Origin of the sequence: Amycolatopsis sp. NPDC059235 (assembly GCF_042754125.1) — a bacterium.
Taxonomy (GTDB): Bacteria; Actinomycetota; Actinomycetes; order Mycobacteriales; family Pseudonocardiaceae; genus Amycolatopsis; species Amycolatopsis albidoflava.
Window position 1 is genome coordinate 53,439 of the sequence record NZ_JBHZAG010000027.1, and the last position, 17,638, is coordinate 71,076.

Annotated in this window: 16 protein-coding genes; 3 read left to right on the forward strand and 13 right to left on the reverse strand. The window is 67.7% G+C overall.

Annotation, left to right across the window (positions count from 1 at the left end; genetic code table 11):
- The first annotated feature begins 10 nt into the window (after positions 1–10).
- Both ACFXI3_RS19620 and ACFXI3_RS19625 read left to right on the forward strand, forming a co-directional pair.
- Complete coding sequence (locus ACFXI3_RS19620; protein ID WP_378401006.1) at positions 11–214, forward strand: MbtH family protein; 204 nt, start codon at positions 11–13, stop codon at positions 212–214.
- Position 215: 1 nt separating this feature from the next.
- Entirely contained in the window at positions 216–1,169 is a 954-nt protein-coding gene (locus ACFXI3_RS19625; RefSeq protein WP_344269430.1) for an ATP-binding cassette domain-containing protein, read from the forward strand.
- Positions 1,170–1,381: 212 nt separating this feature from the next.
- On the opposite strand, the gene ACFXI3_RS19630 is transcribed toward ACFXI3_RS19625, so the two are convergent.
- The 10 genes from ACFXI3_RS19630 to ACFXI3_RS19675 all read right to left on the reverse strand — a co-directional run bounded on the left by ACFXI3_RS19630 (position 1,382) and on the right by ACFXI3_RS19675 (position 11,996).
- Positions 1,382–2,680: an MMPL family transporter gene (locus tag ACFXI3_RS19630; RefSeq protein ID WP_378401008.1), complete on the reverse strand. Its 1,299-nt coding sequence runs from the start codon at positions 2,678–2,680 to the stop codon at positions 1,382–1,384.
- 120 nt (positions 2,681–2,800) lie between these two features.
- Positions 2,801–3,778, reverse strand: coding sequence for a 2,3-diaminopropionate biosynthesis protein SbnA (sbnA, locus tag ACFXI3_RS19635; protein WP_378401010.1), 978 nt, complete (start codon positions 3,776–3,778; stop codon positions 2,801–2,803).
- Between the two features lie 4 nt (positions 3,779–3,782).
- Positions 3,783–4,829 carry a 2,3-diaminopropionate biosynthesis protein SbnB gene (gene sbnB / locus ACFXI3_RS19640; protein ID WP_378401012.1) on the reverse strand — a complete coding sequence of 349 codons (1,047 nt, stop codon included), beginning with the start codon at positions 4,827–4,829 and terminating at the stop codon, positions 3,783–3,785.
- Positions 4,830–4,867: 38 nt separating this feature from the next.
- Entirely contained in the window at positions 4,868–6,238 is a 1,371-nt protein-coding gene (locus ACFXI3_RS19645) for an ATP-grasp domain-containing protein (RefSeq protein WP_378401013.1), read from the reverse strand.
- An 89-nt stretch (positions 6,239–6,327) separates the two neighbouring features.
- Positions 6,328–7,062 carry a beta-ketoacyl-ACP reductase gene (locus tag ACFXI3_RS19650; RefSeq protein WP_378401015.1) on the reverse strand — a complete coding sequence of 245 codons (735 nt, stop codon included), beginning with the start codon at positions 7,060–7,062 and terminating at the stop codon, positions 6,328–6,330.
- A complete protein-coding gene (locus ACFXI3_RS19655) occupies positions 7,059–8,132 on the reverse strand; it encodes a beta-ketoacyl synthase N-terminal-like domain-containing protein (protein ID WP_378401017.1) in 1,074 nt (357 codons plus the stop codon). The genes ACFXI3_RS19650 and ACFXI3_RS19655 overlap by 4 nt, the downstream gene beginning before the upstream one ends.
- Positions 8,129–9,376: a beta-ketoacyl-[acyl-carrier-protein] synthase family protein gene (locus ACFXI3_RS19660; RefSeq protein WP_378401019.1), complete on the reverse strand. Its 1,248-nt coding sequence runs from the start codon at positions 9,374–9,376 to the stop codon at positions 8,129–8,131. The genes ACFXI3_RS19655 and ACFXI3_RS19660 overlap by 4 nt, the downstream gene beginning before the upstream one ends.
- 5 nt (positions 9,377–9,381) lie before the next feature.
- Positions 9,382–9,633, reverse strand: a complete 252-nt coding sequence (locus tag ACFXI3_RS19665) for an acyl carrier protein (RefSeq protein ID WP_037812007.1) — start codon at positions 9,631–9,633, stop codon at positions 9,382–9,384.
- Positions 9,634–9,811: 178 nt separating this feature from the next.
- Positions 9,812–10,564, reverse strand: coding sequence for an AfsR/SARP family transcriptional regulator (locus ACFXI3_RS19670; protein WP_344269461.1), 753 nt, complete (start codon positions 10,562–10,564; stop codon positions 9,812–9,814).
- An 826-nt stretch (positions 10,565–11,390) separates the two neighbouring features.
- A complete protein-coding gene (locus tag ACFXI3_RS19675) occupies positions 11,391–11,996 on the reverse strand; it encodes a TetR/AcrR family transcriptional regulator C-terminal domain-containing protein (RefSeq protein ID WP_378401021.1) in 606 nt (201 codons plus the stop codon).
- Between the two features lie 152 nt (positions 11,997–12,148).
- Here ACFXI3_RS19675 and ACFXI3_RS19680 point away from each other — a divergent pair, with 152 nt between their 5' ends.
- A complete protein-coding gene (locus ACFXI3_RS19680; RefSeq protein WP_378401023.1) occupies positions 12,149–13,717 on the forward strand; it encodes an MFS transporter in 1,569 nt (522 codons plus the stop codon).
- Here the strand turns inward: ACFXI3_RS19680 and ACFXI3_RS19685 are convergent.
- From ACFXI3_RS19685 to ACFXI3_RS19695, 3 genes are all read right to left on the reverse strand, one after another.
- The gene (locus ACFXI3_RS19685; RefSeq protein ID WP_378401061.1) at positions 13,650–14,162 is read right to left on the reverse strand and encodes a nucleotide disphospho-sugar-binding domain-containing protein; all 513 of its coding nucleotides are present in this window, start codon (positions 14,160–14,162) and stop codon (positions 13,650–13,652) included. The two genes, ACFXI3_RS19680 and ACFXI3_RS19685, sit on opposite strands and share 68 nt — an antisense overlap.
- A 1,536-nt stretch (positions 14,163–15,698) precedes the next feature.
- On the reverse strand, positions 15,699–16,490 hold the full coding sequence (locus ACFXI3_RS19690; protein WP_378401025.1) for a hypothetical protein: 792 nt from the start codon (positions 16,488–16,490) through the stop codon (positions 15,699–15,701).
- 371 nt (positions 16,491–16,861) lie between these two features.
- Positions 16,862–17,320 (reverse strand): hypothetical protein, encoded by a 459-nt coding sequence (locus ACFXI3_RS19695; protein ID WP_378401027.1) that lies wholly within the window; start codon positions 17,318–17,320, stop codon positions 16,862–16,864.
- Positions 17,321–17,638 lie beyond the last annotated feature (318 nt).

The following is a 17,638-nucleotide window of genomic DNA, read 5'->3' on the forward strand; positions in this document are numbered from 1 at the left end:
GGAGTATGCGATGACAAACCCGTTTGACGACCAGAACGGCGCTTTCCTGGTCCTGGTCAACGACGCACGGCAGTACAGCCTCTGGCCCTCCTTCGCGGAGACCCCGCCAGGCTGGCGCGTTTCGCTCGGCGAGAGCAGCCGGGAAGAAGCCCTCGCGCACATTTCGGGCCACTGGACCGATCTGTCGCCCGAGAACGTCCGGGAAGCAGGCTGACATGGCGCACGGAGAACTCGCGATCGAAGCCGAAGGGCTCCGCAAACGCTACGGCGACCACGAGGCGCTCGCCGGCGTCGATCTCGCCGTCCCTCCGGGCACGGTGCTGGGCTTGCTCGGCCCCAACGGCGCGGGCAAAACCACCACCGTCCGGATGCTCGCGACCCTGCTCCCGCCGGACGGCGGCCGCGCGCTGGTCGCCGGGCACGACATCGTGCGGGAACGCAAGCAGGTCCAGCGGCACATCGCGCTCGCGGGCCAGTACGCGGCCGTCGACGAACTGTTGACCGGCAGGCAAAACCTGGTGCTGCTGGGCCGTCTGCTGCACCTCGGCCGCAGCGGAGCGCGCGCCCGCGCGGGAGAGCTGCTGGAGCGGTTCAACCTGGTCGAGGCCGCGGACCGCGCGGTCGGCACGTACTCCGGCGGGATGCGCCGCCGCCTGGACCTCGCGACCTGCCTGGTGGCGCGGCCCTCGGTGCTGTTCCTCGACGAACCGACCACCGGGCTCGACCCGGCGAGCCGGATGGGCTTGTGGACGATGGTCCGCGAACTGGTCAGCGAAGGCGTCACGGTCCTGCTCACCACGCAGTACCTCGAGGAGGCCGACTACCTCGCCGACCGGATCGTGGTCATCGACAAGGGCCGGAGCGTCGCGGAAGGAACGGCGGACGAGCTCAAGCGCAAGGTCGGCCGGGAACGGCTGGAAGTCGCTGTCGCGCATCCCGAAGGTCTCGCGGACGCGGTGGCGGCGCTGACGCCGGTCGCGGTAGGCGTCCCGGTCGTCGACGAACGCCGGTGCAGCATCTCCCTCGAACTGCTCGACGAGAGCGGCGGGATCGCCGCGGCGGCGAACGCGTTGCACGAGCGCGGTGTCGCGCTGGCGGACTTCGCCCTGCGCAGGCCGACCCTCGACGAAGCCTTCCTCGACCTCACCGGGCACCCGACCACCGGGTGATTTCCCGGCTCACGACTTAGGGCGGCGCGGCCCGGGTCGAGGGGCTGCCGGGTTGTGCGGCTTCACCGCGCCGACAGTCCACAAAGGACTACCCGCTCGCCGAAATACCCGGCCCGTACCCTCATCACCGCTTGCTCGCGTCCGTGAGGGGAACCTTGAGGGACTCTGATTCCCTCAGGGTTCCCCTCACGGACAAGCAACGCACCGCGGCCTCACTTTCGCGCGGCCCCCGGCCCGGTCCGCCGCCACCAGCGGACCGGGCCGGCTAGCGAGAGCAGCAAGGGCAGCAGCACCAACCGGATCACCAGCACGTCCATCGCCAGCGCCGCCGCGGCCGCCCAGCCGAACTCGCTCAACGCACCGGCGCCGGCGATCCCGAGAGCGCTGAAGACCCCGATGGACACCACGCTCGCGCTGGAGATCGCCACCGTGCCGCGACGCAGTCCTTCGGCGAGCACATGCTGGGGCGACATCCCGGTCAGCGCCTCGACGCGGAAGTGATGCAGCAGGCAGACGTGCATGTCGGTCGTGGGCGCGGCGAGCACGGCCACCAGCGCCACCGGCAGCCACGTCGGGGTCGGCGGGTCCATGCAGGTGAGCATGGTCAGCGCGAAGAGCGCGGACAGCACCGAAAGCACCGCGGTCGTCAGCGCGACCACCACCGGCCGGAAGGCTGTGATCACCGCCAGCGAGGTCAGCCCGATCAGCAGCGCCAGCGGCAACGGCGGCAGCGTCGGCGATTCGAGGTAGCGGTAGACGACGTAACCGAGCGCCGCGGCAGTGCACACCAGCGCGCCGATGAGCCCCGCTGCGTTGCGGTAGCGCCAGGTCGCGGGCAGCCGGGCGACGAACCGGGGCAGCCAGTGCCACTGGAACGACCTCCGCACGGGAAGCGTGCTTCGCGTCAGCAACACCGGGAGCAGAGTCAGCGCGGCGGCGGCTTCCACGAGGACCACCAGGACCACGGCCGCCGCCAGCCGCATGACTTGCGGCTCGCCGGTCAGATACAGCCCGGTCATCGCGGTCAGCATCGCGAGCCCGGTGACGAGCGCGGTCCGCCCAGCCGTCGAAGCGACGATCTGTGCGGTGTCTGAGACGTTGTGCTTGCCCGGCGGCATCTCCTGCTGCCTGCGCACCGCGAACAGCAGATGGTTGGCCGCGCTCGTGATGCCCGGCAGGAGAACGAGGTTCCAGCTGCCGAACGAGCCCGCTCCTTCGGCGGCCGCCAGCAGCACGCCGAGCGCGCTGACGCCGACCGTCGCGAGATAGCCGAACGCGATCGCGGCCAGCCGCGGCGAACCCAGCACCAGCACCAGCAGCAGCGCGGTGAGCAGACAGCCGACCGCGAGGACGGAACCGGCCGACGGTGCTCCCGGCTGGGCGGAGCCGCCGGTCGTGGCGGCGAAACCCTCGCTCGCCGCCACGACCAGGAACAGCAGCCACGCGCACAGGACCGGGCCGGGGTGTCCGGCACACCAGCGCGCGAGCCGGAGCAGAGGTAGCGTTCGCAATTGCCGCACTCCTTGGGCCGCTTCAGGCCTCCCGCCGCGCAGGCGGCAAGCCGGACGGTCTAAGGATGGCTCCTCGTGATCGTGCGCACACTGGGCGTGGCACCTCGATTTCGAGTGGTACTAGCTCCCGAGCGCGGCGGGCGGGGCGAGCGCCGCGTCTCCGTAGAGGTCGGCCACCCACTGGTCGTGGTAGACCGTGTCGAGGTAGCGGTCGCCGAGATCGGGGGCGACCGCCACCGCGGTGAAGTCCTCGCCGGGCGCGTGCCGGTCGAGCCAGTTCAGCGCCCCGGCGACGACGGTGCCGGTCGAGCCGCCGAACAGGAAACCCGCGCGGACGAGCCTGCGGCACATGCGCACGGTGGCGAGCTCCGGCACGTGCACCACATCGTCCACATAGGACTCGTCGAGCAGCGCGGGCCGGACCCCGGTGCCGAGACCGGGGATCATCCGCGGGGCGGCCGGGGTCCCGAAGGTCACCGAACCCACGGTGTCGATGGCCACCACGCGCATTCCGGGGCAGTGTTCGCGCAGGTATCGCGCGCACCCCATCAGCGTGCCGGTGGTGCCCGCTCCGATGAACGCCACGTCGGCGCCGGGGAACGAATTCGCGATCTGCGGTCCGGTGGTGCGGTAGTGCGCCTGCCAGTTGCCCGCGTTCGCGTACTGGTTGAGCCACACCCGGTCGTCGCCCTCGGCGCACAATCGCCGCACGTGCGCGATCCGCGCGCCGAGCAGCCCGTCTTGCGGATGCGGTTCGGTGATCACGTGCACCTCGGCACCGAGCGTCTGCATCAACTGCCGGGCGCCGAGGGTGCAGCGTGAGTCGGTGACGCAGATGAACCGGTAGCCCCGGCTGGTGGCGACCAGGCTCAGCGCCACCCCTAGGTTGCCCGACGAACTCTCCACGAGGGTCGCGCCGGGCGCCAGCGTGCCGTCCAGTTCGGCGGCGTCGATCATCTCGGTCGCGGCCTTGATCTTGATCGAACCGGCGAAGTTGAAGCCCTCGCATTTGAGGTAGAGCGATCGCCCTGTACACCCGTTCAGGTCGACGAACAGGTCGTCGACGTTGAACTCGTGCGGACTGGTGATGATCGGCATCGGCTCAGCGCTTGCCGTGCTTGCCGTAGCGGTCGAGTTCGAAGAAGAAGTCGCCGACCTCGTGCAGTTCGCCGCGGCGCCGCAGTTCGTCCAGCACGTGCTTGCCGACCGCGAGGTCGAGCACGCCGAGGCCGAACGGCGAGAACACCAGCGGCTGGCCGGCGTCTAGGGCGAGTGCCCCGGACATCACGTCGTAGAGGGTGCCGTCGAGGAAGTCGCGTCCGCCGGTGGCCTGTTCGGCCAGGTGCACCGAGGTGTTGGCCTTGAGGCAATGCTCGACGTCGTCGACCACGTTGGCCGACGCGAGGATCACCTCAGTCGACAGGTCGCGCAGGGAAACGTTCAGCACCAGCGGGTTGTGCGCGAACCAGGCCGGATCGTGCACGTGCGGTTCGCCGGCGACGGTGGCGAACACGATCAGGTCGCTGCCGCGGATCAGCTCCTCCGCGCTCTCGCGCACCGCGATCCGGTTGGCGCCGGTGCTCTCCAGGTATCCCCGGAACCCTGCGGCGTGCTCGGCGGAGAGGTCGAACACCGCGGTCTCGTCGAAGTCCCAGCCGGTGCCGATCAGGAACCGGTGCACGTAGCGTGCGATGAGCCCGGTGCCGACGAACCCGAGCCGCCGCGGCCGTTCGCCGCGCCGGCTGAGCCAGTCGGCCGCGAGTGCCGCCGACGCCGCGGTCCGGCTGGCGCTGATGATCGAGCTTTCCATGCAGGCCAGCGGGTATCCGGTCGCCTGGTCGTTGAGGATCAGCACGGCCGACGCGCGCGGCAGCCCGGTGCGCACGTTCTCCGGGAAGCTGGAGATCCACTTGACCCCGTCCACCGCGACCTCTCCGCCGACCGAGGCGGGCAGCGCGATGATCCGCGCCGACGGCCGGTCCGGGAACCGGAGGAAGTAGGAGGGCGGGTTCACGGTCGCCTGCTGGCCGTGCAGCCGGTAGGTCGCCTCGATCAGTTCGACGAGGTGTTTCTCGGCACCGTCGAGCACCTGGTGCACCTGGGCTCCGGACACGACGGCGAACTCCGGAACGGTAGCGGTTTCGGTCACAGAACTTCCTTAGTCTTCGGCTGGGCGGAAACGGGTGCTCAGTCCTGCTGCAGGACGGCCAGCGCGCTTTCGACTCGCGCGTCGATGCGGTCGACCTCGGCGACCGAGTCCCCGATGAGCACGCCGTAGAGGCGGCCGGCGAACGGGGCTCCGTCCGCGGTCTGCGCACCGGCGTTGACGGTGGCGAAGTTGTTCACCAGCAGGCCGCTGCCCGCGCCGTCGAACAGCAGGTCGCCGAGCACGTCGCGGACCCGGTCGAAGCCGACGCTGGCGCCGAGCCGCAGCGAGTAGTGCCGGGCCATCGCGGTCTCGCCCGCGGTGACGAAGCGTTCCTGGATCGGCACCTGGTAGGTGGACATGTTGTTGCGGGCGTTGATTTCCAGCACCGGGAAGATGCCGCCGTCCGGCTCGACGATCGCGTCCACTCCCACGACGCCGTAGTAACCGTCGGCGGCGAGCTGCCCGCCGAGCGCCTGCGCCGCGGACCGGATGATCTCGATCTGCGCCTCGTCCAGGCGCGGCGGTATCCGGTGTCCTTTGTGGACGCCGTGCTCGGTGATCAGCTCCTTGACGAAGTCGAAGTGCACCGAACCGTCGCGGCCCACGGTGAACTGGTAGTTGAGGTCGGCGCGCTTGTCGACCCACTCCTCGATCACGAACGCGATCCGGTCCCGGCCCTTGCGCCGCGCGGTCGCGGAGATCATCCGGCGCAACCGGTCGAGCCTGCGTTCGTCGGAGACCACCGAGATCCCCTTGCCGGACACCCCGAACGCCTCTTTGACCACGACCCGCCGTCCGGTGGCGAGCACCGCGCCAGCCGCGGTGACGGCTTCGTCGAGCAGGTCGAGCGTGTCACACGCCCAACCATTCGGCTGGCGCAATCCGAGCTGCGTCGCGATGCGCCGGCTGTAGATCTTGCTGTTCACCGCCTTGCACCGGGCCGCGTCGGGCGCGGCCAGCGGAAGCCCAGTCGCGGTAGACAGTTCTTCCTCCACCGCCGAGACGCCGTGCGCGAGCAGATGCGCTTCGTCAGTGCGCAGCGCGGAAAGCGCGGCGATCAACCACGGATCGTGCAAGGCGTCCTGGCTGACCGTGCGCGCCGGGTCCGGGTCCGCGATCACATGGATCTGCGGCAGGTCGAGGCCGAGCCCTTCCAGATAGCTGCGGTAACCGGGGTCGGGTGCGTGCTTGAGCACCACGTGGTCCCGCTTTCCGCCCAGCAGCAACGCGAACTCGTCCATGCTGTTGACGACCGCCGTGCCGCCCGGGGCGGACACCCGGGGCAGGCCCTGCTCGTCGACCGCCCACTGCTCTTCGACCTCGAAGTTGCCGACGAACACCAGCGGGCGCTCGGCCGAGCCCAGAACCGCGGTCTTGAGCCGCGGGATGAAACCGTTGTCGGCGCTCATGACGTCCTTTCGCCAGCGCACGGGTAGGACGCGGCACGCGCTTCCTGCGCCCGCCGCGGGAGAGATCGGTTAGACGGGGTTAGCCGGGGTTAGACAATGAAGCCGCCGTCCACCTCGAAAACGCTGCCGGTGATGTAGGAGGCGCGTTCGGAAACCAGGAAAGACACCAGGTCCGCGACCTCTTCCGGCCTGCCGAACCGGCGCAGCGGAACGGCCCGCAGCATCTTCTCGCGGGTCGCTTCGCTCAGCTTGCCGAGCATGTCGGTCTCGATCAGGCCCGGCGCGACGGAGTTGACCCGCACCCCGTACCGGCCGACTTCCTTGGCCAGCGCCTTGGTGAAACCGAGCACGCCGCTCTTGGCCGCGGAGTAGTTGGTCTGCGTCGGATTGCCGTGCACGCCGGACACCGAGGACAGCGTCACCACGCTTCCGGTGCGGCGTTTGATCATCCGGAACACAGCGGGACGGCACGCGTGGAAGACGCCGTCGAGGTTCGTGCGCAGGACACTCGACCAATCCGGCTCGGACATCAGTGCGAGCGAACCGTCTCGGGTGATTCCCGCTGAGGTGACCAGCGCGTCCGGTGCGCCGAACTCGTCAGCCGTGCGCTCGACCCACGCCGTGACCGCCTCGCCGTCGGCGACGTCAACCTGACTGGCCTCGACCCGGACGCCCAGGTCAAGGACCTCCTTGACGAGGACGTCCGCCGCGGTTTGATTGCTGTGGTAGCAGAAAGCGACGTCGAACCCGTCCTGCGCCAGGCGGAGCACGACTGCCCGGCCGATCCCGCGAGAGCCGCCGGTGACGAGCGCGGTTCTGCTCATCGCTCACCGCCGAGCTGCAGCAGCGCGCAGGCCACCGAACCGTCGTCATCGCAGGCCGTCACGACGATGTGGTCCTGCTCGCCGTGGTCTGCCCCATCGGCGACGCTGAGCACCGAAGCCAGCCCGAACAGCGCGGTCGCCGCCGAGGTGTCGCCGATGAGATCCACCGGCGGCACGCGGTCCGTGACCTCGTCGCCGAACAGTTGCCGCAGCGTCGCGTCCTCGGGCCGCTCCGACCCAGCGGGGAAGCCACTGCCTACCGCCGCCCACACTCGTTCCGTCGCCACGCCGGAGCGGGTGAGCAGCGAGGACACGGTGGCATGCAACGTTCCGGCGAGATCCCCGTCGAGGCAGATTCGCGAGTCGATGCCGGTCAACGTCGCCAGTACATTGCGCGGATCGGCCGAGTCCGCCGGTTCGAGCAGGAACATCGCACAGCCTTCGCCGAGCGTCGCCGCTCCACCGCGCCGGTGATGTTCAAGCCAAGACCGCGCGTCGGAATGCTCCTCGGCCGCACCGCACAACACCTGCGCCGCGCGGTCGGTCATCAGCAGCCGGCGGGCGTAGTTCAACGCCTGCAACCCAGTGGTGCGACCAGCGGCGATCGTCGCGTTGGGTCCCTTGAGCCCGTGCCAGATCGCGGCCTGCCCAGCCGCGCAGTTCATCACCGTGCCAGGAACGGCGGCGGGCTCGACGTGGTCGGGCTGCTCGGCGGTGATCGACGCGCGGGTGAAGTCCATCATGCTCTGCGCGCTGCCGGTCGTGGTGCCGAGCACGAACCCGATGTGCTCGCGGTCGCCGTCGGGAGCCAGCGCCATGTCGGCGAGCAGCTGCTGCGCGGCCGCGACGGTGAGCCCGCTGACCCGGTTCATCGCCCGGGTCTTCTTGCGGCCGAACATCTCGCGCACGTCGAAGCGGGGCACGACAGCCGCCTCGCCGGGCCCGCCGGGTTCGGCGACGGGCTCGCGCCGGGAGCGAACGCCGTCGGCGAACGCTTCCCGGCCGTAGCCGAAGGGGGAAATGGCCGTCCAGGCCGAGATGACCGGACGGCGCCGGGCAGGTGCGGTCACCGCGCGGTCTCCTTTCGGGGCTGCCGCTCGTACCGGCCGAGCAGGACCACGGCGTTGTTGCCGCCGAAGGCCCAGCCGTTGTTCTGCACGATGTCGAGGTCGGCGTCGACGGATTCGTTGGGCACGCAGTCCACCGGGCAGTCCGGGTCGGTGTCGCGGTGGTTGATGGTGGGCGGGATGAACTGCTCGGTAAGCGCGATCGAACAGCCGATCGCGGCCAGCGCGCTCGCCGCGCCCATCGAGTGCCCCAGCATGGATTTCATCGACACGGTCCGCGGCGGCTTCGGCCCGAAGAGGTCACGGATCGCCGCGGATTCGGTCATGTCGTTGGCTTTGGTCCCGGTGCCGTGCGCGGAGATCAGGTCGATCTCGCCGGGCTTGACCCCGGCGTCGGCCAGCGCCAGTTCCATGCAGCGGGCGATCCCGGCCTGATGCGGCGCGACGGGATGGTGCGCGTCGCAGGACATCCCGTACCCCAGCACTTCCGCGTAGATCCGGGCACCGCGGGCGAGCGCGGAGTCCAGGCTCTCCAGCAGGAGAATGCCCGCGCCCTCGCCGGTGAGGATGCCCATCCGGTTGCGGTCGAAGGGACGGCAGCAGTCCGGGGCGATGCTGCGCAACCGGTAGAACGAGGTGAACGTCTTGCGGCACAGCGCGTCCGCGCCGCCGCAGAGGGCGAACTCGGCGTCCCCGCACCGGATCGCGTCGAGCGAGTTGCCGATGGCGTAGTTGCCCGCCGAACACGCCGTCGCGATGGTCCCGGTCTCGACGTCGGTCAGTTCCAGCTCGCGCGCGATCGACGTGGCGAGCCGGCCCGCGGAGGTGCGGCGCACCTGTCGCGGGTCGAGCCCGGCCAGCCCGGCGGAGAGTTCCTGCGCCACCAGGCCGTCGAGCTCGTGCGCCTCGCCGTCGGTGCTGCCCACCGAGACGAGCGTGCGCGCGGCGCGCAGGGTTTCCAGCGGCAGCCCCGAATCCTCGACGGCGAGGCGCGCGGCGGCGGTGGAGAACCGGCTCGCCCGGCCGAGATCGCCGGAGTCGAGCGTGCGAATCCACCGCGCGGGCTCGAAGTCGGCGACCTCGCAGCCGTTGTCGTGGGCGAACCCGGTGGTGTCGAACACCGAGATCGGCCGGACGTTGCTGCGCCCGGCGCGCAGTGCGGAGGTGAACTCCCGGACGCCGACGCCGATGCTCGACACGACACCGCATCCGGTGATGACCACCCGGCGTCCGATACTCGTCGACATGGTCTCTACCAGCTCGCGGATTCCGACACGACCTCGTACACCGCGCGCAGGTTGGTCATCCTGGCGAACTGGGCCTGGTCGATCGTGACGCCGAACTTCTTCTCCAGCGCGGCCAGCACGTCCATCAGCGACAGCGAATCCGCCTCGTGGTCGTCGGCGAAATCGCTGGTTTCGGTGAGCTCGGCGTCGTCGAGTTCGAGGTGCGTGCAGACGATCTCGCGGATCTGCTGCATGCGTTCGGAGACGGCTGTCGTCATGGGGGCACTCCCGATAGTCAGGGACCGGTTCTGGGATCGGCCCGAAACTAGCGGCGAGCGGTGACACCTTCCTGACCCCGTTCTGACAGACCCCTGACGCCCCGGATCCGTCGTCGCGCTGTCAGCAGGCGGTCATCGGGGACTGCCATGCTGGCGCCGTGGAAGCGAAAACGACGGCTCAGTCGAGGACCCGGTCCTGCATCAGGATGGACTGGTACAGCCGGCGCAGCCCCGGCCCCGGCTCCAGCCCGAGTTCGGCGCTCAGCCACTGCCGGGTGCTGTGGAAGACGGAGACCGCCTCGCCCTGCCTGCCGTCGCGGTAGAGCGAGATCATCAGGTACTCGCTGAGCCGCTCGCGGGCCGGGTTCTCGGCGACGAGTTGTTTCAGGTCATGGGAAAGCCCGTGATGTTCCCCGACTTGCAGCCGCGCGGAGATCAGGTCCTCCTGCACGCTCAGCCGATGCTCGTTGAGCTGCTCGGCGGCCATCCGGCAGCGGGTGCAATCGGCCACGTCGAGCAACGCCGGCCCGCGCCAGAGCCGCAACGCCTGCTCGAACACGGTGATGGCGGCGCGCGGATCCTGGCCGAGCAAGCTCGCGCCGCGCTGGGCCAGAGCGGAGAACCGGTGCGCGTCGACCGCTTCGGCGGGCACGGTCATCAGATAACCGCTGCTGACCGTGCGGACCACCTCGCGCTCGCCGGTCACGTTGAACACGAGCTTCCGCAACCGGGCGATGTTGGCTTGCAAGGCGTTGCGCACGTTGGAGACCGGTTTGTCGGCCCACAGTTCGTCCGCGAGAGTGTCCAGGGACAACGGCACCCCCGGCGACAAGGCCAGCAACGCGAGCACAGTCCGCACCTTTCGCGACGCGACTCCGTGCCTCCGGCCGGCTTGCCGGAGCGTCACCGATCCCAATAGCTCAATTTCCATATCTACCCCTGAGGAAAAATAGCCCGTCTCAAGTGACCCCACGCACCGAGCTGTCGGCCGAGCCGAGCATGTCAGAACTTGAAAAGACGGTCTACCTCCGATTGGGGTAATGAGTTGGCGTCATGTTCGACAGTTTCGCGCTCCGAATAGGAAGGACCCTCCCGATTTACCGCCTCCGACCTCCCGATGGTGGTGCTGGCACCAGTCAGGACAGTGGTGTTACCTCCCCCAGGAGGCCCTCGTGCGGCGAATACCTTGTCGTACTCGCCGGTACGGTGTTGAATCAATTAACGCGGCCGGGGCGGTGCCGCATATTTCGATCCGGGGAGAGTTCTATTTGCAGTTCCGGGCAACATTTCTGCCCGTAGTCGCAGAGTCGGCGAATGGTTATTTCTTAGCGGCCCGGCGACGCAGGGTGTTTCTGTTGTTCCCCAGCGTTGAGGCGAGTCATTCGACATCGTGAACGGACTGCTTCGCCTCTCGGCTGCTGGGACGGAATGCCGCTATTGCGCCAGTGTGCAATCGCCCCGCTTCAGCCGGCCGAAGCGTAACAGCGGAATTTTGCGAAGTTCCGTACTTTCGGCCGGGCGACCGATCGCCTTGGCGGCCCCACCGTCCACTTCGGAGCGACGCTGAGGTCATGACGCGAACACGAAAAACCCGCCGAGCACCAAATGGTGCGATCGAAGGGTTTCCGCGCGACTTCTGGAGCTAGGGGACTCGCCCCAACGCCAATGCCGGACGCGCCGCGACGCAAAACCTGCCGGCCGGTCTCGACCCAGTCAGCCCTGTGGAACAAGCGGCGGACGAGACCGGCACGCGATCCTCACGAGTGTTTGACTCGCTGACGCATGCCGTCGAGGATCAGCGCGAGGCCGTGGTCGAACATCGCGTCGAAGTCCTTTGCGCCGGTCAGCGCACGTGCCGAGAGCGGGAACGTGCCGGGCTGCTGCGTGTTCGCGACCGCCTCGTCGCGGCCCGCGGCCTGCTGCTCCTCCAACGTCGAACCGAGGACGAAGTTAGTCAAAGCGCCGACGCCGTGCATCGCGTCGTCGAGGCTGAGGCCGTCCCGCTGCAGCAGGTGCAGCAGGCCCTCCATCGCCTCCCACTGGTCGTCGGTCTGGCTGCTGCGCACCGCCAGCAGCGCCCCGTCGCGGCGGGAAAGCATGCCCGCGCGCTGGGTGCGGGCCACCCAGGTCAGCCAGGTGTCCCAGGGTTCTGTCGGTTTGGGGACGTCGTGCTGCCAGGCGGTGGCCATCATGGCCGCCGCCATCTCGTCGATGAGTTCCTGCTTGTTCTTGACGTGCCAGTACAGGGTGGCCGCCTTCACGCCCAGCTTCGTGGCCAGCCCGCGCAGCGACAGCCCCTCCAAGCCGACCTCGTCCAGCAGGTGAAGGGCGGCTTGCGCGATGTCCGCTCGGCTCAGTGCCACGGGTTTCTCCTTGGCGCGCGGTTGACAACCTAACAGTGTTAGTGCCTCACTCTAACACTGTTAGACGTTTTCCTTGTCGTTGTTAGATTCCCCTGCTGGATATCAGGGCACGGCCTCCCGTGCCACAGAACCCCGGATGGGAGACGAGGCGGATGAGCGGCGCCCAGGTCGGTGTCACGCCGGAGGCCGGCCACCCTCGACTGAACGTGGTGGCGGGTGCGCTCGTGCTCGCCTCGCTGCTCGCGGCGATGGACATGATGGTCGTCAACGTCGCGATGTACTCGATCATCAAGGAACTGGACCCGCTGCACGGCGTCGACGACAGCCGCTGGGTCCTGACCGTGTACACGCTCGCGCTCGGGGTGACGACCCCGCTGTACGGCAAGGTCGCCGACCGTCTCGGCGGCAAGCGGATCATGCTCGTCGCGCTGGCGATCTTCGTCGGCGGCTCGCTGCTGTGCGGGATGGCGACGTCCATGCCCGCGCTCATCGCGTTCCGCGGCGTGCAGGGCCTTGGCGCGGGCGGGCTGATGAGCGTGCCCATGGTGATCATCGGCCAGCTGGCCCCGCCGCGGGACCGCGCGAAGTACGGCGGTTACGTCGGCGGTGTCACGCTGATCGGCATCATCGCCGGACCGGTGGTGGGCGGGTTCTTCGCGGACACGCATGTCGTTCTCGGGATGACCGCCACCTGGCGCGGGGCGTTCCTGATCAACGTGCCGCTCACACTGATCGTGGCGGCCGCCGTAGCTCTCGCGCCCAAGGTCCCGGTCGGCAAGCGCGGCGGCCGGGTCGATTTCGCCGGCGCCGTCGGAATGGTTCTCGCGGTAGGCGCCATCCTGCTCACCACCGAGCACGACCTCCTGCCATACGCCTGGGCGTCGCCAGGGATCCTCGGCGCAGCGGGCGCGGTGCTGCTGCTGGTTTTCTTCCTGCTGGAGCGCCGGGCCAGCGACCCGATCCTGCCGTTGTCGCTCTTCCGCAACAGCACGTTCCGGGTCGCGGTCATATTGGCCGTGCTGACCGGTTTCGCCTTGCTGGGCATGGCGTTCTACATGGCGCTGTACATGCGAATCGTGCGCGGGCTCGGTGCCCTCGACACCTGCGTGCACCTGATGCCGATGATCATCGGCATGCTGCTCGGCCTGCTGCTCAGCGGCAGCCTGATCTCGAAGTTCAACCGGTACCGCCCGTTCCCGATCGTCGGCAGCGTGGCCGCCGCCGCGTCGGTAGCGCTGTGCGCCACGCTGGACGCGACCACGTCGTTCTGGCTGGTGAGCCTGTACCTGGCGGTGTTCGGTCTCGGTATCGGGCAGCTCAACCAGGTGCCGACCGCGGCCGTGCAGAACACCGTGGACTTCAGCGATGTCGGCACCGCGTCCACGGCGACGGCGTTCATGCGGATGATCGGCCAGTCGCTAGGCCCCGCGGTATTCGGTGCGTTGCTGGCAAGCCGCTTCCTGGCAGAGGTCCCGACGGCGCTGGCCGGGCGCACCGCGTCGGAAAACGGGTCGATCAGTGTGGCAGGCATGCAGCAGCTTCCGACGGAGCAACAACAACAGCAGGTATTAGACGCGTTCCTCAGCGGCCTGCACGCGGTGTTCTTGCTCGGCGCGGCAACACTCGCCCTGGCGTTCCTGGTGAGCCTGTTCTTCAAGGAGCCGGTGGTGCCCGAGCCAGCCAAGACAGAGCCAGCAACCGCCCCGGCGACGGCCGTCTGATTCCCCCTGCCCCGCACCTCGCGGGCCAGGACCCGCCGCCCGGCACCCCTACGGTCCAGCCGCGCCGCACCTCAGCACAAACAGCTTCCGCAGCGTGCCGTTGCGCGGGGCCGTCGAGGGCGCTGGCGATCGCGACCCGGTTTTCCTCGTACCCGGCAAGGAAACCAGCCAACGTGGTGGAAGCTCCCGGTGCAGTCGCAGCGCCGCCCCACCTCGATCCCGTCGCCCGACAACGGCCAGCCACCTGCAGCACACCGCACGCGAGCGCACCCATCGCGGGTCGCCGCTGCCCTTGGTGCACCACCGCATCGCTGGACCGCAGAACCAGATGACCCGGGAAGTCCCGCGCCATCCGCACATTCTCCGGCACCGGCCCGAGGTTCCGCGCCTGCTCCTCCAGCACCACCAGCACGACGCCGGCACTGAGTTCGCCGAACGCTTTCACCGCGCGCGAAAGAGCTTCCGGCTCGTCGCCGAACAACCCGATCGCCTACCGCCCCTCAGCGGAAGCACACACGCTTGCGGTCGGCCTGGTTGTCCTAGACCCACTCCGGCAGGGTCCCGGTGGCGAAGCCGCGGCCAGGCTGTATCCCGCAGGACGCGATCCACCGCGCTATCGCCAGCCCGTCCAGATTGCTCGCCATCCGGACCAGCCGAACCGCCAACTGCAGAACTGGGCGGCTAGATACCGATTCGCCAGTGCTGGCCCGAAAGAGCGCCGTCGACATGGCCAGCCCCCGGAGCAACGCACCCCAGAAACACTCCATCAGGGGCACCCGACGCCGACTGGAAACGATCACCCGAGATCATCGCCCAAACACGAGAAAACCCCTCCGACCAGCGCTAACCACGCGATCAAAGGGGTTTGTCAAACTTGTGGAGCTAAGGGGACTCGAACCCCTGACCCCCTCACTGCCAGTCTGGTCTAGTCAGGCCTCTGACCTGCAGTTTTTGGAGAACTGCTGGACGGGTGGTGCAGTTGGCTGTCCTTGAGTGCGGTTCAACGCTGCTCGATGTGTTTGGAACCATGGGCTTGCTCCAGCTCTGCTCCAGCAGAATAGGCATGAACGCGCAATGCGGAGGTGTTGTCCGGTACCTGTGACGGCAAGTAGGGGCTGCGCTCCGGTCGTGCGGCATTGATCCCCGGGAGGTGCTTGGCCGCTGGCATCAGCTTCATGATCGGTTGGCTGCTGACCTGACGCCGGAACCGCAGCTCGGACGGTGCCCAGCCTCCTTGGATCTCGTCAACGAGAGCTGAGGACTCTGATTTCAGCGTTGCGTGACAGTGGGGGTGTCAGCGTTCTGTTCAGTGGGCGTGCACGAGGTGGTCGTACTCGTCTGACCGATCAGGTCGCCCTGCGACGAGAAGCTGACCCTTCAGTGCCGCTGGATCGCGGAGAACCATCGTTCCCACTGGCTGGGGGATTGCGGTTCATGGTAGGCGAACAGCAGATATTCCCCGCAGAGCGGGCATTGTCCGTGTTGCGACTTGATCCAGAGCATGGTGGACGGTGCCGGTAGCGGAGGTTGTCGTTTGCGTCGGCGATCGGCCCTAATGCCGCCGTGCGATCGATGGTGGTGACGTACCAGTACTGCGGCGAGCTAGGTCGTCATGGGCAGCTCGGCTCGGCGTGTACACGTCGCAGCGAGCGGCTCCGCTCACCAAGATCACGTTTTCGACGCCTTCCCATGCCTATGAAGAAAGGTGTGAAGCGTTAGCCAGGTGCAGGTGCCACGATCGAGGGGGCCGACGTGGCATCTGTCTGCTTGTCCTCGTTGAGACGGAAGCCGTGCTCTGGTACTCCCGGCTCAGTTGCGCGACATGATCGCGCAACTGAGCTACTCGACATCCTCGCCTACCGTCAACCGCTGTTAGCCCTCGCTCACCATGCGTTAACCCATAGCGACATGACGGGATGGGATGGCACGCAATCCGTAGCTGGCGCAACGCTATCCCTGCTGTCCGCCGTAGCTCCGTGATCTAGTCGGCCTGATTCTCCGGGAGGTCTGGATACACCTTGGCCGCCCTGTCGGGATCGATGCTCGCGAGTTCCTTCGCAGCGCGGAGCCGATGGTCCTGGTCAAGGGTTGAATCCGTCGCGAGTCTCTCGAACGCGTCCGCTCCAGCACGTTTATCGTCGATGTGCCGTCGATCCGCGGCTCTAAAGCGCATCGCAGCCGGCAAAGTGCTGTCGTCGACGATCCACCCGAGTGCGGTGTGCCCGATAAGGACGCCTCTGGAATCCTGACCGCCGAGCTTAGCCACCTCGTCTAGGCGGACCAAGATCGCAGTGTCGCTGAACAGCGTCCTGAGCTCGGCAAACGAGTCGTTGGTCCATTCGATGACACGATGGGCTCCAGCCCAGATCCGGTACAGGTCGTCGAGGTGAGGGTTCGCGACAATCAGGGCGAGTCCTTCGGCGAGATCTTCCTCAATGACCCCAGGAGCGATGCTCGCTGCTTCGCCTTTGTATACGCCTTCCAGTTGCCCCCAATCGGTCTGCTGCATCAGCCACGAGGCGGCGGCGACTGCCGGCGGATCCATCCTGACCAGGCGTTGGAGTGCGCTGAGACGATCCTCTTCGTCGACATCCGGATCGATCGACAACGCCAACAACAGGTCGCGTCCGGTTTCGGGTTCTTCGTGCCACGCGGCTATGCACGCCCGCAGCCGCTCAGCGCTCTCTGACCAGGGAGCCTTTGCGATCTCCATGAGCTCATCCAGGCCGGGTTCCGGCTCCTCGTGGTCGTCTGTGTCGAAGTCCTCGTTCACGCAACGGAGCCTAGCGGTAATCCCTGACGGAATCGCTCGAATCAAGCAGGCTCAGAACGTTCCGATCCGAGCGTGAGACGGTTGGATCACTGAAGGCCACGCGAACGCGGAACCACTCACGATCACACGGCGACGACAACCTCTGCTCGGCACTTGCGGGAACGTGCTCGTTGGATGCGTCGGTCATGCGTCCGTGGCTGCCTTTAGGTTGACTGATGCCGACTGCGCCCATGTCTGGTTCGTATGCCGACTCCGGAGAGGCGGTGGCGAAGTTCGAGCCGCCGCCCGATGAAGTCGGCCCACAACGACGGACGGAGGGGGCCGAAAGAGGCTGGGCGGCCGAGGCTTCGGCCGCCCAGCTGCGCGGTGTTTCATGCGGCGCCATGCTGGTCTGTCGAATCCTCGCTCGACGCTGCGCCGGCATCGGCTCCGTCCAGTGCGATGAGCGCTTCGTCGGGCAGACGCTGGATGGCTGCGTTCAGCATCGCGCATTCACTGTCGATCTTCGTCGCCGACTTCTGGATGGTGGCGGACAGTTTCTTGACGGAGTCGATCTTCGCGAGGTGGGTCAGCGCTTCGGTGATCTTGTCCTCGGCTGTGATGATTTCTTGGACTCCCTTGCGTCCGGACGTCGCGATGGCCGTCGTCCGCAGAAGCATGACGACGGTGCGCAGCAGGTTAGGGTCGTCGGTGGCCGGGTCGAACGCGAGGATGACCCGCTGGGAGCCGATGACCCGGATGTCTGGTCGGCGGTGCGGACCAGATCGAATGATGCTGCTGCTGCGTCCTCGTTGTGTTTGGCGTCTTCCAACATATGACAGGCTAGCCAAGTTTCTGCGGATCGCACCAGCGCCGCTGGAGAAGTCGGAAAGGGTCTGAACCTGTGAAGACGAGAACCGCGCTGTGGTTGCGCCAGACGATCAGAGTCGGCGCTGCTCCGTGTGCGGACAACAACAAGCGTTTCACGGTCTGTAGGCGGCATGGGCCAGCACCGTGCCGAACTGCATCAGGGTACGTCAGCCTCTGTTGACGAAATGGGAGGGTGTATGGCGAGGTGGCGGATCCCGGCGGTATATCTGCCGCGCACCCGCCATTCGGGGCATCGGGACGCTTCTGCCGGCCTTCGTCGATAAGGTCAGGTCTGTGAG

Excerpts from the sequence above, each read along its gene's own strand:
- ACFXI3_RS19665 (WP_037812007.1), bottom strand. The coding sequence starts at position 9,633 with ATGACGACAGCCGTCTCCGAACGCATGCAGCAGATCCGCGAGATCGTC.
- ACFXI3_RS19670 (WP_344269461.1), bottom strand. The coding sequence starts at position 10,564 with ATGGAAATTGAGCTATTGGGATCGGTGACGCTCCGGCAAGCCGGCCGG.
- ACFXI3_RS19660 (WP_378401019.1), bottom strand. The coding sequence starts at position 9,376 with ATGTCGACGAGTATCGGACGCCGGGTGGTCATCACCGGATGCGGTGTC.
- sbnA (WP_378401010.1), bottom strand. The coding sequence starts at position 3,778 with ATGCCGATCATCACCAGTCCGCACGAGTTCAACGTCGACGACCTGTTC.
- ACFXI3_RS19620 (WP_378401006.1), top strand. The coding sequence starts at position 11 with ATGACAAACCCGTTTGACGACCAGAACGGCGCTTTCCTGGTCCTGGTC.
- ACFXI3_RS19625 (WP_344269430.1), top strand. The coding sequence starts at position 216 with ATGGCGCACGGAGAACTCGCGATCGAAGCCGAAGGGCTCCGCAAACGC.
- ACFXI3_RS19645 (WP_378401013.1), bottom strand. The coding sequence starts at position 6,238 with ATGAGCGCCGACAACGGTTTCATCCCGCGGCTCAAGACCGCGGTTCTG.
- ACFXI3_RS19650 (WP_378401015.1), bottom strand. The coding sequence starts at position 7,062 with ATGAGCAGAACCGCGCTCGTCACCGGCGGCTCTCGCGGGATCGGCCGG.
- ACFXI3_RS19680 (WP_378401023.1), top strand. The coding sequence starts at position 12,149 with ATGAGCGGCGCCCAGGTCGGTGTCACGCCGGAGGCCGGCCACCCTCGA.